The sequence below is a fragment of the Oceanobacillus sojae genome (assembly GCF_900162665.1).
GTDB lineage: Bacteria > Bacillota > Bacilli > Bacillales > Amphibacillaceae > Oceanobacillus > Oceanobacillus sojae_A.
This window is the reverse complement of record NZ_LT727813.1, coordinates 685,604-700,682: the sequence shown is the minus strand read 5'-3', so window position 1 is coordinate 700,682 and position 15,079 is coordinate 685,604. Positions and strand designations below refer to the sequence as shown.

Annotated in this window: 14 protein-coding genes; 5 read left to right on the top strand and 9 right to left on the bottom strand. The window is 39.0% G+C overall.

Annotated features, from left to right (window positions below; all coding sequences use genetic code 11):
- Window positions 1-149: 149 nt before the first annotated feature.
- Window positions 150-683 carry a GNAT family N-acetyltransferase gene (locus tag BN1068_RS20780; protein ID WP_077604726.1) on the bottom strand — a complete coding sequence of 178 codons (534 nt, stop codon included), beginning with the start codon at window positions 681-683 and terminating at the stop codon, window positions 150-152.
- 102 nt (window positions 684-785) lie between these two features.
- On the opposite strand from BN1068_RS20780, the gene BN1068_RS20775 reads away from it, so the two are divergent.
- Together BN1068_RS20775 and BN1068_RS20770 are read left to right on the top strand one after the other, a co-directional pair.
- Window positions 786-1,574, top strand: coding sequence for an aminoglycoside adenylyltransferase domain-containing protein (locus BN1068_RS20775; RefSeq protein ID WP_077604725.1), 789 nt, complete (start codon window positions 786-788; stop codon window positions 1,572-1,574).
- 112 nt (window positions 1,575-1,686) lie between these two features.
- Window positions 1,687-2,418 carry an alpha/beta hydrolase gene (locus tag BN1068_RS20770; RefSeq protein WP_077604724.1) on the top strand — a complete coding sequence of 244 codons (732 nt, stop codon included), beginning with the start codon at window positions 1,687-1,689 and terminating at the stop codon, window positions 2,416-2,418.
- 168 nt (window positions 2,419-2,586) lie between these two features.
- Here BN1068_RS20770 and BN1068_RS20765 read toward each other — a convergent pair whose 3' ends face one another.
- Entirely contained in the window at window positions 2,587-2,835 is a 249-nt protein-coding gene (locus tag BN1068_RS20765; protein ID WP_077604723.1) for a hypothetical protein, read from the bottom strand.
- A gap of 262 nt (window positions 2,836-3,097) precedes the next feature.
- On the opposite strand from BN1068_RS20765, the gene BN1068_RS20760 reads away from it, so the two are divergent.
- Window positions 3,098-4,114, top strand: a complete 1,017-nt coding sequence (locus tag BN1068_RS20760; protein ID WP_254846844.1) for an Rpn family recombination-promoting nuclease/putative transposase — start codon at window positions 3,098-3,100, stop codon at window positions 4,112-4,114.
- 134 nt (window positions 4,115-4,248) lie between these two features.
- On the opposite strand, the gene BN1068_RS20755 is transcribed toward BN1068_RS20760, so the two are convergent.
- From BN1068_RS20755 to BN1068_RS20730, 6 genes are all read right to left on the bottom strand, one after another.
- Window positions 4,249-5,040, bottom strand: coding sequence for a Cof-type HAD-IIB family hydrolase (locus BN1068_RS20755; protein WP_077604722.1), 792 nt, complete (start codon window positions 5,038-5,040; stop codon window positions 4,249-4,251).
- Window positions 5,041-5,258: 218 nt separating this feature from the next.
- Entirely contained in the window at window positions 5,259-6,851 is a 1,593-nt protein-coding gene (locus BN1068_RS20750; RefSeq protein ID WP_077604721.1) for a bifunctional metallophosphatase/5'-nucleotidase, read from the bottom strand.
- Between the two features lie 102 nt (window positions 6,852-6,953).
- On the bottom strand, window positions 6,954-7,757 hold the full coding sequence (gene phnE / locus BN1068_RS20745) for a phosphonate ABC transporter, permease protein PhnE (RefSeq protein WP_077604720.1): 804 nt from the start codon (window positions 7,755-7,757) through the stop codon (window positions 6,954-6,956).
- A complete protein-coding gene (gene phnE, locus BN1068_RS20740) occupies window positions 7,754-8,545 on the bottom strand; it encodes a phosphonate ABC transporter, permease protein PhnE (protein WP_139344923.1) in 792 nt (263 codons plus the stop codon). The genes phnE (BN1068_RS20745) and phnE (BN1068_RS20740) overlap by 4 nt, the downstream gene beginning before the upstream one ends.
- Window positions 8,545-9,318 (bottom strand): phosphonate ABC transporter ATP-binding protein, encoded by a 774-nt coding sequence (gene phnC / locus BN1068_RS20735; protein ID WP_077604718.1) that lies wholly within the window; start codon window positions 9,316-9,318, stop codon window positions 8,545-8,547. The genes phnE (BN1068_RS20740) and phnC overlap by 1 nt, the downstream gene beginning before the upstream one ends.
- A gap of 289 nt (window positions 9,319-9,607) precedes the next feature.
- Window positions 9,608-10,546: a phosphate/phosphite/phosphonate ABC transporter substrate-binding protein gene (locus BN1068_RS20730; protein WP_077604717.1), complete on the bottom strand. Its 939-nt coding sequence runs from the start codon at window positions 10,544-10,546 to the stop codon at window positions 9,608-9,610.
- 255 nt (window positions 10,547-10,801) lie between these two features.
- Between BN1068_RS20730 and BN1068_RS20725 the strand changes: the two genes are divergently transcribed.
- Together BN1068_RS20725 and BN1068_RS20720 are read left to right on the top strand one after the other, a co-directional pair.
- Complete coding sequence (locus BN1068_RS20725) at window positions 10,802-12,394, top strand: motility-associated ABC transporter substrate-binding family protein (protein ID WP_077604716.1); 1,593 nt, start codon at window positions 10,802-10,804, stop codon at window positions 12,392-12,394.
- Window positions 12,395-12,669: 275 nt separating this feature from the next.
- Window positions 12,670-13,476: a histidinol-phosphatase gene (locus BN1068_RS20720; RefSeq protein ID WP_077605185.1), complete on the top strand. Its 807-nt coding sequence runs from the start codon at window positions 12,670-12,672 to the stop codon at window positions 13,474-13,476.
- A 118-nt stretch (window positions 13,477-13,594) separates the two neighbouring features.
- Here BN1068_RS20720 and galT read toward each other — a convergent pair whose 3' ends face one another.
- Window positions 13,595-15,079, bottom strand: a complete 1,485-nt coding sequence (gene galT, locus BN1068_RS20715; protein ID WP_077604715.1) for a UDP-glucose--hexose-1-phosphate uridylyltransferase — start codon at window positions 15,077-15,079, stop codon at window positions 13,595-13,597.

Here is a 15,079-nt window from a genome sequence, read left to right as displayed (position 1 = left end):
TGGTTAATGGCTTTTGTGTTTTTCTCTTGGCAGCGTCATGTTTTTACTGTGTATTTTTAATCCCCCATTCAAATCAGCACTTTATATCCCGCCACGATATTTCATTTCAACAGCTAAATACACAACAATATAGTTGATGATAGCATTTGTTATTCCGAAAAGGCTTCTGAATATTGAACCACACCACTGACATTTTTGAAAGCATCCTTTTCCAATTCCAGTGCCATAAACGCTTCTTCAGGTACATCAAATGGTGCTTTGATTCCCCACAAGCTGGCTGGCTTAAACCCAAAGCGGGGATAGTAATCCGGATGACCAAGTACAATAACAGAAGTATATCCAGATTCTTTTGCTTTCTCTAATCCTCTGTTCATCAGCATAGACCCGATACCTTGTTTTTGATAATCTGGATGTATGGATACTGGTGCAAGGGCAAGCGATTCTGTTACTTGATCTTTGTTTTCAATGGTTATTTTTGAAAAAAGGATTTGACCAATCATTTCATTCTGCTGATTGACTGCGACAATGGATAACTCAGGAATGAAGGCATCAGACCTGTGGATACGCTGTACAAGAAGATGCTCCTGCTGATCGCTCATTTCTTCGTTTCGAAATGTCTGTTCAATGAGTGCTTCTGTTTTTGGATAATCCTTTGGTTGCTCTTGACGAAGACTTATATTCATGTGAATCCCTCTTTTTTTATAGGATAGTTTGCGGTAATGGTTTCTTCTTTATTTTACTAGATAAATGAAGAATTGATAAATGATTGAAGGGAAGGTAAAGAAATGAAGAGAGAAAATATATTTACCGGATATGTCCAATCCTTTTTAGATAATCTGCTGGCTGAGATAAAGCAAATTACAGGTGATCAATTTGTTGGCTGTTATCTGCATGGTTCATTGGCAATGGGAAGCTTTCAGCCCGGAAATAGTGATATTGATTTACTGGTTGTACTGAATAAAGCATTAAGTACACAGCAAAAGCAGAGGCTGGCTGCGTTATTTCTTTCTCAATCCAAGCATCCTTATCCGGTTGAGGTCAGTTTTTTGTTAGCAAGTAAATTAAAGGAGGAGAAGCATCCCTTTTCCTACCTTTTTCACTATAGTGAGTACTGGAGAGAACGAATGGAAGTAGATAAAAAGCAAGTGACAGAGAAGAGTGAGGGGCATGATGCTGATTTGGCTGCACATATTGCTGTGCTGTTAAATAGAGGGATCACTCTGGAAGGGGCTCCGGCAGATAGAGTGTTCCCCCAAATTCCAAGAGCTGATTTTATTTCCTCGATACAATCAGATTATAACGAATGTCTGATGACTTATATGGATAAACCTGTGTACGCGCTGCTTAATATGCTGCGCTTTTATTGGTATCTAAAAGAGGGCTGTATTTTATCGAAAGTGGAAGCAGGAGAGAGAGCATATGAGGATTTTCCGGAGAACATGCTCCCAGCCATTCAAAGCCTGCTCTATAATTATCAGGTACAAGAAGCAGATAAGCAGAGGATAAATAAACAGAAATTAACAGCTTTAAAAAATTTAATTGATGATAAAATAAAAGAGCTTTTGAGACAGTAAAAAGGTTTTTGGTAAAAGAAGGCGTTATCACTTGTGGGATTCTCTAATTCGTTTTATGCTGAAAATATGTAAGAACGTGAATAAAAATCAGTTTCAGGAGGAGGAAAAATAAATGAATGAGCAGTATCCGGTTTTAAAAGATGCAGAGCCATTTTACTTTGAAGGAAATCGTATAGGAGTTCTTGTTTCCCATGGTTTTACAGGCACAACACAAAGTATGTATCCAGTTGGAAAAGCCTTTGCGGACGCAGGCTACACTGTTTACGGTCCAAGGTTGCAAGGACATGGGACAGCTCCTGAAGATATGGAAAAATGCACGTACCAGGATTGGGTAAGCTCTATTGAAGAGGCATATTCCTGGCTTGAAGAAAGATGTGACACAATTTTCATGTGCGGTTTATCAATGGGTGGGACATTAACGCTTGATGCAGCAGCAAAGCACCCTCTGGCGGGAATTATTTTAATCAATGCAGCTGTAGATATCCCTGCGATGGAAGCAGATCAAAAGGTACGATTTATTGACGCAATTGGTTCAGATATTAAAAAAGCAGGTGTAGTGGAGCTGGCTTATGACAAAACACCGGTAAAATCAATTGGAGAAATAAAGAAACTGATGAAGGAAACAAAAGCAAATTTAGGAAAAGTAAACTGTCCGGCACTTATTTTTGTCTCGGATGAAGATCATGTGGTTCCACCGGATAATGCTCAAATGATATTGGAAGGAATAGCTTCTGAGCAGAAAGAAATCATTTCTATGAAGGAGAGCTACCATGTAGCGACATTGGATAATGATCAGGGAATGATTATCGAAAAATCTCTGAATGCATTACAATCATGGATATAAAAGGAAAATAAAGTCGGGCTTTTTTTCGGCGCTTGAAGTTGGGCCGGCTTATTACTGAATGAAAAAGAAAATAATAAAAAATTCACTAGCCGTTAAAAAAGGGATGACACCGAAATGGAGCCATCCTTTTTTGTTATCTTAAATAGTAAACGCTTCTGCATTCACATTTTAAGAAGATTGTGTTTGATTCTGGCCACCACTATTGCTCTGGTTCATTGCCTGGTCACCGCCAGAAAGCATATCCTGGATTGGTTTTGCAATATCCTGCATGGTGGAGCTATTCATGGAATTGGAAAGCTTTTGTGACATGTTTTGAAATGAACCATTTTGCATACCCATACTTATACCATAGGCTGCAGCGCCTGCTACACCTGCAGCAATCAGTGACGTGGTCATTCCTTTTTTGTTATTCATCATTAATTATCATCCCTATCCATTTAGAATGTGAATCAACAACGATACTTAGTTTGAGGTTAAATTTGAAAAATATGCAGGCGTTTTTAATTTTTTTATGGATATTTCAATAGCTTTTATTACCAAAAACGATAAAATCACCGGATTTTCCTACTTAAAAAAGAAATATAGAACATTTGTTTCTTTTGTGGGATTGTGTTAATATAAAGCAGAATTTACATTCGAATTATATATCAAATTCCACCATTGAAAGGACTTGATAATTTTGCAGATTCAGAACCCGCATGACAAAATATTTAAAGAAACTTTTTCAAATGTGGATGTTGCAAAAGATTTTATTACCCACTTCTTACCGCCCTCCGTTCGCAACACCATTGATGTAGCATCTATTCAGCCCCAAAAAGACAGCTTTATCAGCCGTGATCTCCAAGAATATTTCTCCGATTTGCTATTCCAGACAAAAATTCACAACAAACCCGCTTACGTATATTTTCTGTTCGAGCATAAAAGCTATCATGATTACTATACTGCTCTGCAGGTACTGCGATATATGGTGGAGATATGGGAAACCAAACGGGATAATCAAAAAGAAAAGAGGCTGCCGATCATCATGCCGATTGTTTTGTATCATGGCATTACGGATTGGTATGTCGGAGCTTCGTTCAGAAATCTTTTGGAAGGGTATCGGGATTTCCCGCAGGAACTGCAGAAATTCGTTCCTGATTATGAATTCTTTATATACGATGTATCGGATTACGAAGATGAAGATACGCAATTAAATGTGTTCCTGCGAATCATACTGATGGTGTTTCGGGATATCCGTAATAGTGATATACAAGTTATATTGAATACGATTTATCGATCCATTGATTATTTGCGGCAGTTACAGGACCAGAAGACAGCAACACAGTATCTTGAGACGTTGTTTTATTATATATTCCGTGTCCATCATCATCTTACCAAAAAACAATATTATGATATAATTAAACATATAGAAAACAGTTATCAAGAAGGGAGCGAATTGGCAATGACTTTAGCAGAGATTTTTCGGAATGAAGGGAAAGAGGAAGGAAAAGCAGAGGGCAGAGCAGAGGGTAAAATAGAAGGCAAAGCAGAAGCATTGGCTAATACCACCATTCGATTAATCACGAAGTTTGTAGCTCCACCTTCAGAAGAAATAAAGAAAAAGGTGCACGAACAGGAAGTAAGCACGCTGGAAACCATAATAGATCATATAGATGAATTAGAAACAATAGATGATGTTAGACAGTACTTGAAATAGAAAAACACGGGAACGATGGTTCTCTCCAAAAGTTAGATTTTCCACCCTAACTTTCGGAGGCGGTACCGGTTCTCGTGTTTTTTATTTTATCGATGAACCAGCAAATTTCCTGTCACTCATGAAGTTTGTTGGTTTCACTTGAATGATGACTCAATAAGTTCTAAATACTGTAAACCATATAAAATCCCATTTTGGTCACAATACGTTGTGATATAAGAAGCTACGTCTTTTAATTCATTGACTGCATTTCCCATAGCAATTCCATTTTCCACGAGGGTTAACATCTCTATATCATTCTTGCCGTCTCCAAAAGCGTAGACATGTTCAAGGTCTATCCCTGCATGTTCAATAAATTTTTGGATACCTAAAGCCTTTGAAGATCCTGAAGGCAATACGTCTGCTCCAAAATCTCCCCAGCGAACAAACGTATAATCTGTATATTTTTCTTTATAGATACCCTCTTCTTGCTCTGTGCAGAATAAATTCAACTGATTTACTGTATGCTGCCTGTGATAATTTGGATCAACTGCAGGATAGTCTAATTTTAAATGTAAAAAATTATCTTTTACTAATGGATGATTAGCATGCGTAATCATAAAATCTTTTTGGTTTCCAAAACCAATAGCATGATTATGCTGGTTAGCAAATGCAGTAATATCCTCTACAAATTCAGAATCTAATGTTTCAGAATGAATTTCGATTCCGTCACATACCACCAACTGGCCATTGAAAGCTACATAAGAGGAAATATTTAATTCTTTTTGAATATGGTGAAACATACTGGGCCCTCTTCCAGTAGCTATTACTGTATAATGTCCTTTCTTCTGGAGATACTGGATGGCTTTTTTTGTGCTTTCCGGTATGGTCTTATCATTTGTCACTAATGTCCCATCAATATCAAAAAAGATGATTTTTTTATTGTTCATTTTTTTCTCTCCTTTTAACGTAAATCATAATGTATGAAATGCATTTCATGTCAAACATAGAATTTTGTAATAAGAGAGAAAAAATTAAATCCTTGTGTGATATAATCTGGTAACTGACTATAAGACGCCTGCTTCAAGAAATGGAGTAAATACGTCATAAAAAATACCGGCTGTTCCTGTACATAGAAACATCCGGTATTTTTATACAACAGAAAATCTTACCTCAATACCTTCCAATTCTGATTGGTTTGCGGAATAAACTCCTCAGTACTTTCCAATTCCTCAATCAGCATTTCGGTTACGCCAAACGGAAATTCTTTAATAATTTTATCCTCTCCAAACATATCATAGCCGCCTGTACCACTTGCACGGTAGCTGCTCGTTGCAACACGGTATTTTTTATTTGGATCCAAAGCTTCGCCATTAAATGTAAGAGAAGTAATCCGTTCTCCTTTTGGCTTGCGGAGATTAACTGTATACTGGATTCCTTCCCACATATCATAGTTATAGCTGAGTAAGCGCGGATATTTCCAAGACTCGCTTATCGCAGGAAGGTCATCTGCATCTAATGTTAAAAAGGATGCGCTGAACTCAAGGGAGGCTCGAATTTCTTCTCCGGTTGCTTCCATCACGACTAATGTATTGGCAAATGGATAGAATGTATGCATATCTCTTCTGGTAAGTGTATTGCTGAATGTCATACCCTGGGTGAGAAAAAAGGCTGTTGATGCCATTTCTGCTCCAGTGATTTTCATAAAGGTTTTATTCACCCATTCAATCATAGGATGTTCTTTAATCCATACATCCTCAAGCGGATCTTCGATTTGCATGGCAGACGGATCAGATACAGCTGTTAATGTTTCATCAAGCCAATCGTCTACTTCATTTTCGATCTCTTTAATATCTGATAAAATCTTCTCATCTGCTGCGGCATCTTTTACTGGAATAAGCGACGTTTTCCGGTCTACTAATGTATAATGATCTTCTTTCTGTTTCTTTTCGAAGTCCAAATCAATACGGCCGACAAATTCTCCCTTTGTTCCGGACTGAATAACCGCTGTGCCAGATTCAGTAACTGCGTGATAAACCAGATGCTGGTGACCGGTAATTAATACATCCAGTTCAGGCAGGCTTGCCAGCAGCTCATTCCCTTGATTTTCTCCATTGCTGGCGGCAAGATACTGCCCGGTTACAGGGTCATGCTCAAAACCGCCGTGATAGGCAATAACGACAACATCTAACTGCTCCTCATCTTTTAAGTAGCTTATCCAATTTTTTGCAGTTTCCACTGGATCCAGGAAATCGAAACGGTCAATATGGCGGTCTGGTTCCCAAACAGGAATATTCTTGGTTGTTAATCCAAGGATACCAACCGTCAGGCCATCGAATTTTTTTACCGTATACGGTGTACCAAAATAAGGATCTGTTGTTCCTTTTTTAACAATATTAGCGGATAACCATGGGAAATTTGAATCGTTCACAGCTTTTTCCAGCTTCTCCCGGCCATAATTGAATTCATGATTGCCGATAACAGCTGCATCATATCGAATGGTATTGCAAGCAGAGATTACCGGATGAATCTGGCTGCTATCTTCTTTTTCTGCAAGCATGTAATGCGAAAGCGGTGTGCCCTGCAGCATGTCTCCATTTTCAATGACAATTACGTTTTCTTCTTCTTTTCTTACTGTATTTATGACAGAGGAAACTTTAGCATACCCTTTGCCATCATAGCTTTTGTCCTGGCTGTTGTATGGTGAAATTTTGCCATGGACATCACTTGTAAATAAAATAACGATTTTTTTCTTTTCCAAAAATATACACGCTCCTTTCGTTCACGAATGGGACTTATAAGAAGTCTCCTCCCATAAATCGTAAATAAGTCGATTTATGGGAGGAGCTTAACAATATCATTTTTAAGTAATTTTCTTTCTCAATGCACTGGAAAGCAGGTCGACGATTAACACAACTACAACAATTCCGATGAGAATGATACCGACACGATCCCAGCTTCGCCCTTGAATGGCAAAAATTAAAGCTGTACCGACCCCACCAGCACCGATGAGCCCTAATGTAGCTGCAGAACGCATATTGATTTCAAAACGATAGAGCGTTGCGGAAATAAAACCTGGCAATACTTGAGGAATAACTCCAAAAGCAAGCTGCTGCAATTTATTTCCACCGACAGCTGCAATCGATTCAACCGGTCCCGGATCCATTGCTTCTACTTCCTCTGCATATAATTTACCCAGCATCCCCATGGCTCCAATACCAAGTGCCAGCATCCCTGCAAATGCACCAGGTCCGACTACCTTGATAAAAAGAAGGGCCAGAATAATATCCGGAAGTGTACGGAAAAAGCTCAATACGCCTTTCCCGCTTTGGGAAGTGATGAAGCTTTTACTTAAATTTTTGGCTGCCCAAAGCCCAACAGGAACAGCAAGAATAATAGACAGGAAAATTCCGGCAATAGCAATAGCCAAAGTTTCCAGCAGTCCTCTGATTAAATCTTCTCCATCAGGACTGTACACATAACTCCAGTCCGGCGAGATAAAGCCTTTTAATATATTTTTTGTAACTGGTCCTGCTGTTTCTTGAATACCTCTAAACTCAATTCCAGAGATTGCCCAGACATATATAGCAATCAGACCGATGAGAATAAGTGCGATTTTTCCTCTTTTTCGGGCGCGTGCTTTTTTTAGTTGATCACGTTGACTCATAGCAGTTTCTCCCTTATCTTCAAACTAATTAAATCAATGATAATAACAACGACTAAGGTGTACAGAATCAGCGCCAGCACCTGATCGTAGGCGAAAAAACCAAGTGCGCGGTCATAGAAGACCCCAATACCGCCGGCCCCGACCAAACCAAGAATAGCTGCAGCACGGATGTTAATTTCAAAGGTATAAAGCACATAAGAAACAAAATGCGGCAGAATTTGCGGGACAACGCCGAAAGCAATCCATTGCAGTTTATTTGCCCCTACCGCAGTCATGGATTCCAATGGTCCGTTATCAATATTTTCAATGGCTTCAAAGGATAGTTTTGCAATAATACCAATCGAAAAAATAGATAACGCAACAATCCCTGCGAGAGGAGAAAATCCAAGAATTGCTGCAAAAATAGCAGCTAAAAGCAGATCAGGAATGGTACGTAAAATGTTTAAACCAATTCGTGATAATTCCACCAGCCAACGAAGCCCAAAAATATTACGTGCACACAGGAACATAATAGGAATGGAAAAAATCATCCCGATAGTTGTTCCTAAGAGAGCCATACGGATTGTCTCCAGCATGGCTGGCGTTGTTGTTGCTATATACGACCAGGCAGGCGGAAACATTCTGACAAATAAATCAACCATATTGTCGCTGTTCTGGATAAAAGTAAGCGGATTTGCTCCAATATAAATGGCACTAATTAACACAATTGCAAACAGACCAATGAGAAAAAAGTAAAATGGCCACCTTGATGGCTTTGCTGGGAGGGGTCCATTCAGTTTTGTGTCCATCATAGGTTTTCCTCCCCGAGCAATTCATCCTCTTTCAGTGAGCGGCCGTAAATTTCTTCAAAAACCTCTGGAGTAGCTTCTTCCGGCGTGCCATCGAAGACAACCTTTCCTGCCTGAAGGCCAACTATCCTTGTGGAATATTCTTTTGCCAGGTCGACAAAATGCAGGTTGATAATTACTGTAACATCATCTTCTGTATTGATTTTCTTCAGATCATCCATTACCTGTTTGGTGGTTACTGGATCAAGTGATGCTGTCGGCTCGTCAGCCAGAATTATTTTTGCTTCCTGAGCCAGCGTACGGGCAATGGAAACACGCTGCTGCTGTCCACCGGATAGTTCACTGGATCTTGTATAGGCTTTATCCAATATATTTACTCTTTCTAACGCTTTCAGGGCCAGGTCAACATCCTTTTGCGGGAATAGATTTAAAAGTGTCCGCAAAGTATTATTGTAAGCAACACGTCCGGAGAGAACATTGCGCAGCACACTGGAACGCTTTACAAGATTGAAGCTTTGAAAAATCATTCCGATGTCTCTGCGGATCAGCCGCAGCTGCTTTTCCGATGCAGATGTGATAGATTTTTCATCTATTTTTATATCACCGGAAGAAATATCAATGAGACGGTTTATCGAGCGGAGCAGTGTAGATTTACCCGCGCCTGATAAACCGACAATCGATACAAATTCACCTTTATTAATTTTTAGATTAACGTCGTCTAATCCTTTTACACCATTCGAGTAGACTTTTGAAACGTCATTTAATTCAATCATATTTACCCAACTTTCTTATCAGAGATAGCCGCCATAGGCTGACTGTGTGCAGATTCCCATATACACAAGATGCGGGAAAATGTTAAAAAATGCTGACAAATTTTAAAAAGGATGAATAAAAAGGATTTACCCTTTTAGACATCCTTTCAGGAATGATACTATAAAGCTTTAATCAGCTTGATAATCAATTACGTTATAACTGCATGTAGAAGTTACGTCTGTTAATCATATCTTACATGAAGCTTTTTTTATAAAGCTAAAGGTTTTCTATAGGAACAGTAAGTTGTTTCTACTGTTCTTGAATACGCTCTGAATATTCACGGACGATATCAAAATTGGAATCCTGAGATTCAACATAGCCTTCGTGTGTGTAAATGTCACGAACAATTTCCCGGCCTTCTTCGGACTCACCGACGTTGATAAATGCCTGCTTGATTTTTTCTTTCCATTCCTCATCCATGTTTGTTTGGACAGCAATTGTATCGTTTGGAATAAGTTCTGTATGAGCAATAACTTTTGTATCTTCAAATACATCAGGGAAATCAGATAAAACAACATTACGCGCATCCTGGAAAATGGCCGCAGCATCTGCTTCTCCATTAAGTACTGCCGTAACAGCGGCATCGTGACCCTGAAGAGTTAGCGGTTTCACATCTGTTAAAGGATCAATTCCTTCATCCATCAAAGCAGCAGCAGGCCAAACATAACCAGCTGAAGAAGTGATGTCCTGGAACGCGATAGTTTTACCTTTTAAGTCCGCTATGCTGTCAATATCGGAATCAGATTTTGCAATAAACATAGAGTAATAAGAGTCTACGAGTTCATCTGTATTTGTACCGTCGTCATTTACGCCGTAACGCTGAGACTGCAGTATCACATCTGCTGCTCCGTATTCGTCATGTGCCTGTACATATGCATTCGGCGGCAGGAATCCTACATCAATCTGCTCGGAAGCCAATGCTTCGACAACAGAGTTATAATTTGTTGAAACACTTACAGTAACATCAATATCCAGTTCGTTCTCCAGTAGATCTTCTAAAGGTTTTGCTTTTGCCTCTAAAGTTTCTGCATTCTGAGAAGGAACGAATTGTACTGTCAGTGAATCAGGTACGTATGTATCGCTGTCTGATGAATTATCGCCATCTGCCGCATCATCTGAACTGCCGCATGCAGCTAAAAATAATAAAGATACAGCAAATAGAAAAATGCCTGTTTTCTTCCACGTCATTGATAAAACCTCCTAGTTAAAAATATGGGTAATAAATTCGATTACCTAGTATTTCGGAATTCTACATAATTATAACATGGAATATGTCAAATAATATATATAATTTTGTTAAAAAAAAGTAAATTATGACGCTTTATTTGGTTTAAATGTAAAATTATTTAAATTTTAGAATTTTTAATGTTATTTATTAACTGTTTTGATATCATAGAGTTATCTGGAAATTGTTTTCAAAATTCACTGGGAGGTATGTGTAGAATGAAGTATGCCTTGAGATGGACGATGTCAGTTTTGGGTATTGTGCTGTTTTTTGCATTTGGGAGTATTGCTGCGGCAGAAGGTCCTAATGACCCTGCTCCTGTTCTAAACCCTGAACAGCCAAATGGAATGAAAGTTCTGTTTGATAACAGCCATGGTCAGACTGCAGGACAATCTGACTGGGTAATTGACGGAGCTTTTTCCGATTTTGCTGATGCATTAGTTGAAGAGGGATACGTTGTTCAGGAGCACCGAAGTGCAGAACTTTTATCACTGGAGGATTTGGAAGATTTTGATGTACTTGTCATTCCAGAAGCACAAATTCCTTTTAAGAAAACAGAACAAGAAGCAATTGCTGCATTTGCTGAGAACGGAGGGGGCGTCTTCTTTATAGCCGATCACTATAATGCCGACCGAAACTTCAATCGCTGGGACTCCAATGAAATCATGAATGGCTGGCGGCGCGGGGCATATGAAGATCCGACAAAAGGAATGAGTACTGGGGAGCTGGAAGCAATGGACGGGGTGGAAAGCACTGACTGGCTGAGCGAAGAATTCGGAATCCGGTTCCGGTTTAATGCAATTGATAATACGATAGGGGATGACATCGTTCCTTCAGCGGAAGCTTTTGGCATAACAGAGGGTGTCGGAGAAGTAACTATTCATGCAGGATCTACTCTGGCTGTAACAAATCCTGAAATTGCCAAGGGAATTGTGTATTTGCCTGAAGGTTTAACGGAAACGGAAAATAAATGGAACAATGCTGTCGATCAGGGTGTTTATTTTGGCGGTGGAATAGAGGAAGGACCGTTTGCAGCTATCGGGAAAAAGGGAGATGGGAAGTCTGCGTTTATTGGAGATTCTTCTCCTGTAGAGGACAGCACACCGAAGTACCGCAATGAGGAGCATGGGGAGACAAAAAGCACCTATGATGGTTTTACGGATGCAGATAATGGTCTGTTATTGGTCAATATCGTAAATTGGCTGACGGATCAAGAGGATTATCGGTCTTTTTCTGAGGTGGATATTCCTTTAGATGAGCCGTCTCCAATTTTAGATATAGAAACACCAGAAAATTCTTCGGAGCCTGAAAATGAACCATGGAGAGAGCCTGCGGAGGGCTACCTGTGGTATGATTCGTCGACATTTGCAGATGGTGCTTTTGGTTCTGAGGTGAGTCCGCCGAAAGATATCATATATAATATTGATACACCGGAGATAGTTCCTGTTGATGGTACACCATTTGAGGCAACGATAACGTTAACGGATATGGAGCCTGGGCAAATTATCGAGAATGCTGAAATGCAAATTTATCTTGATGGGGGAAAAGCTGTCTCACAAATACAAAATGCAGATGGAAGCTGGCCGGGCAACAACTATGGCTATCAAAGCATTGGCGTTTTAGAGGCGGATGAGTCGGGAAAAGCTGAGATTACAGTGACGATGCGGGTCGGTAATGGTGCATCAGAAGGCAACGCAAATATCCGACTTCGTCTGGGGGCTGGAAATAATGTTTATACGAAGACAATTATGCTAGGCGCTCAGAGTGTTTCTTTAGAATACAGTAAGATAATCTTGCCAATTGCAGGATAGTCAGACAGGTAAACGGCAGATTGTAGATCAGATATTCCGATTCAATAAAGAGACAGGCAGAAAATCATATAAAGTACAGTTTGAAAAAAAGTAAGTTATGAAAAACTATCATCTATTATGCAGATGGTAGTTTTTTGCTGTGATTTTTTAAGAGGACGAGGAGAAAATGATAAAGTACTTGGCAGCTTAATTGAAATGAATATAACAAAGAAAAGTATTCATAGGGTATAATTAAATGAAAAGTATGAAAAGGGAGAGTAAACTTTATGACAAATATTATCTTTGATTTACACTCGCATCATGACCGCTGCGGACATGCAGAAGGAAAAATAGAAGATTATATTCTGGCAGCTATTGATCGGGGGCTTCATTACATAGGCATTTCTGATCATTCGCCATATTTTTATGCAGATGAAGATCAGCTTCATCCCGGAATAGCAATGGCGAAGAGTGAGCTGGACAACTATGTAAAGGAAGTATTGTCACTAAAGGAAAAATATCAAGATAAAATTCATGTGCTATTAGGAATGGAAAGTGATTATTTCCCGGAGTATGAAGCGCTATATAAAGAAAAATATAAGCAATATCCTTTTGACTACATTATCGGCTCTGTCCATTTTGTTCATGGCAAAAGTATCTTTCAAAGAGACAGATGGGATAATTTATCGAAACAAGAACGTCTGGAGGAGAAAGAATCTTACTACCGTTTGATACAGCAATCTGCAAAAAGCGGTATGTTTCAGGTTCTGGGCCATATCGATGCAATGAAAGGATTTCTATTAGATTTTCATGATGAGAAGACACCAATTATAGATGAGACATTGAAGGTGATTGCTGATGAAGGGGTTGCCATTGAAGTAAATACATCTGGTAAAAATAAAGATTGCGGCGGCTGGTACCCATCTCATGAAATATTGGAAAGAGCACATCATTATGGAGTAGATATTTCTTTTGGCTCTGATTCACATGTCTCTTCCCGAATTGGCGATGACTATAAAGAGGTGCAAGATACATTAAGACAAATCGGCTTTAAGGAAATGGTTTATTTCGTAAATAAGAAAAGACATACTGTATTATTATAATTTGAAAGGCTGGAATAATTAGCTTTCATGGTAAAAAAGTGGACGGCGCGTGTAGGCTTCGTCCACTTTCTACAATATAATTCCTCTTTCAACATTTCCCGGGAAATAATGACAGTATTCAACTGGAGGCATTTAATGCCTTAATAAACCTTTCGAATGCTTTCTTCTCTTTAAAAACTCCTGCGTCTTCCAATACTTTCGTAAATTTCTGTCCGAGTTCCTTTTGCAAAATCATATCTGCCTGTTCAGCATTTGAGCAGATACCATATTTCTGTCTAATCTGCTCTGCCCATTCTTGATGATAGGCCTCTATATTAGATGGCTCCCCGCATAAAAAATGCTGGATTTCGATAAGCTCATTTTTTAAACGCGGCGGCAGTACAGCTAGGCCCATCACTTCAATTAAACCTATATTTTCCTTCTTGATATGATGAACATCTTCATGAGGATGAAAAATGCCCAGCGGGTGCTCCTCAGAAGTCCGATTATTACGCAGAACAAGATCAAGCTCATAGCTGTTATCCCTCATTCTTGCAATCGGTGTAATGGTATTATGTGGTGTGTCTCCGGAAAAAGCCTGTATGTCAGCTTGCTCATCATCATAATATTTCCATGTTTGCAGAATGTGATTTGCCAGAAATAACAGGGATTTTTTATTTTTGCTATGGAGGCGAATAACGGACAATGGCCAGTTTAAAACAGATGCAGCTACATCAGAATAATGCTGCAGGTCAATAGAAAAGGCGGTCTTGGCATTTGTCATGGCGAATTCATAATCCCCCGCCTGATAATGATCATGACTTAAAATAGAACCGCCTACAATCGGTAAATCAGCATTGGAGCCAATAAAATAATGGGGGAATTTTTCTGTGAAAGTAACAAGTCTTTCAAATGTATCCTGATTAATTTTCATATCCCGATGCGATTCAGACAATAAAATACTATGTTCATTGTAATAAACATATGGGGAGTATTGTAGATACCAGTTTTCATTGCCTAATGGAACCTTTACTAAACGATGATTGGCCCGGGCTGGATAGCCCACTTTGCCTTTGTAGCCTTCATTTTCTACACATAATAAACATTTTGGGTAAGAAATGGATTGCTTCATTTGTCTTTCCCTTTTTAATTGCTCGGGGTCTTTTTCGGGTTTGGATAAATTAATGGTTATATCGAGCTTCCCGTAAACTGTTTCTGCTTTAAAATGGATATTTTTCTTAATCCGGTTCATCTGTATATAATTACTGTTCTTACTCAAACTGTAAAAATAATCGGTTGCTGCTTTGGGAGATACTTCATACTTTTTGTAAAAGGCTGTTTGTATGTCAGAAGGACGGGCCACGAAGCAATTCATTATATTTGCAGCAAATATCTCTTTTTCATCAAAAATGTCTTCAATCAGCTGCTGTTCTACAGCATAAGCTATGACTTCTTCTAATAGATTTGGAATGATATCCTGCAGCGCTTCTGGCATTTCTTCGGGTATGGAATCCAGATTTAATAAAGCAATAACCTGATTACGCACATAAATTTGATCAGCAGATTCGATTAATCTATTTTTGATGGCTTGCTGGATAAGCCCTTCAATGATGGAGTAAATCAT

Coding starts and splice junctions, on each gene's coding strand:
- BN1068_RS20780 (WP_077604726.1), bottom strand. CDS start 683: ATGAATATAAGTCTTCGTCAAGAGCAACCAAAGGATTATCCAAAAACA.
- BN1068_RS20775 (WP_077604725.1), top strand. CDS start 786: ATGAAGAGAGAAAATATATTTACCGGATATGTCCAATCCTTTTTAGAT.
- BN1068_RS20770 (WP_077604724.1), top strand. CDS start 1,687: ATGAATGAGCAGTATCCGGTTTTAAAAGATGCAGAGCCATTTTACTTT.
- BN1068_RS20765 (WP_077604723.1), bottom strand. CDS start 2,835: ATGATGAATAACAAAAAAGGAATGACCACGTCACTGATTGCTGCAGGT.
- BN1068_RS20755 (WP_077604722.1), bottom strand. CDS start 5,040: ATGAACAATAAAAAAATCATCTTTTTTGATATTGATGGGACATTAGTG.
- phnE (WP_077604720.1), bottom strand. CDS start 7,757: ATGAGTCAACGTGATCAACTAAAAAAAGCACGCGCCCGAAAAAGAGGA.
- phnE (WP_139344923.1), bottom strand. CDS start 8,545: ATGGACACAAAACTGAATGGACCCCTCCCAGCAAAGCCATCAAGGTGG.
- phnC (WP_077604718.1), bottom strand. CDS start 9,318: ATGATTGAATTAAATGACGTTTCAAAAGTCTACTCGAATGGTGTAAAA.
- BN1068_RS20730 (WP_077604717.1), bottom strand. CDS start 10,546: ATGACGTGGAAGAAAACAGGCATTTTTCTATTTGCTGTATCTTTATTA.
- BN1068_RS20725 (WP_077604716.1), top strand. CDS start 10,802: ATGAAGTATGCCTTGAGATGGACGATGTCAGTTTTGGGTATTGTGCTG.
- galT (WP_077604715.1), bottom strand. CDS start 15,079: ATGATTTACTCCATCATTGAAGGGCTTATCCAGCAAGCCATCAAAAAT.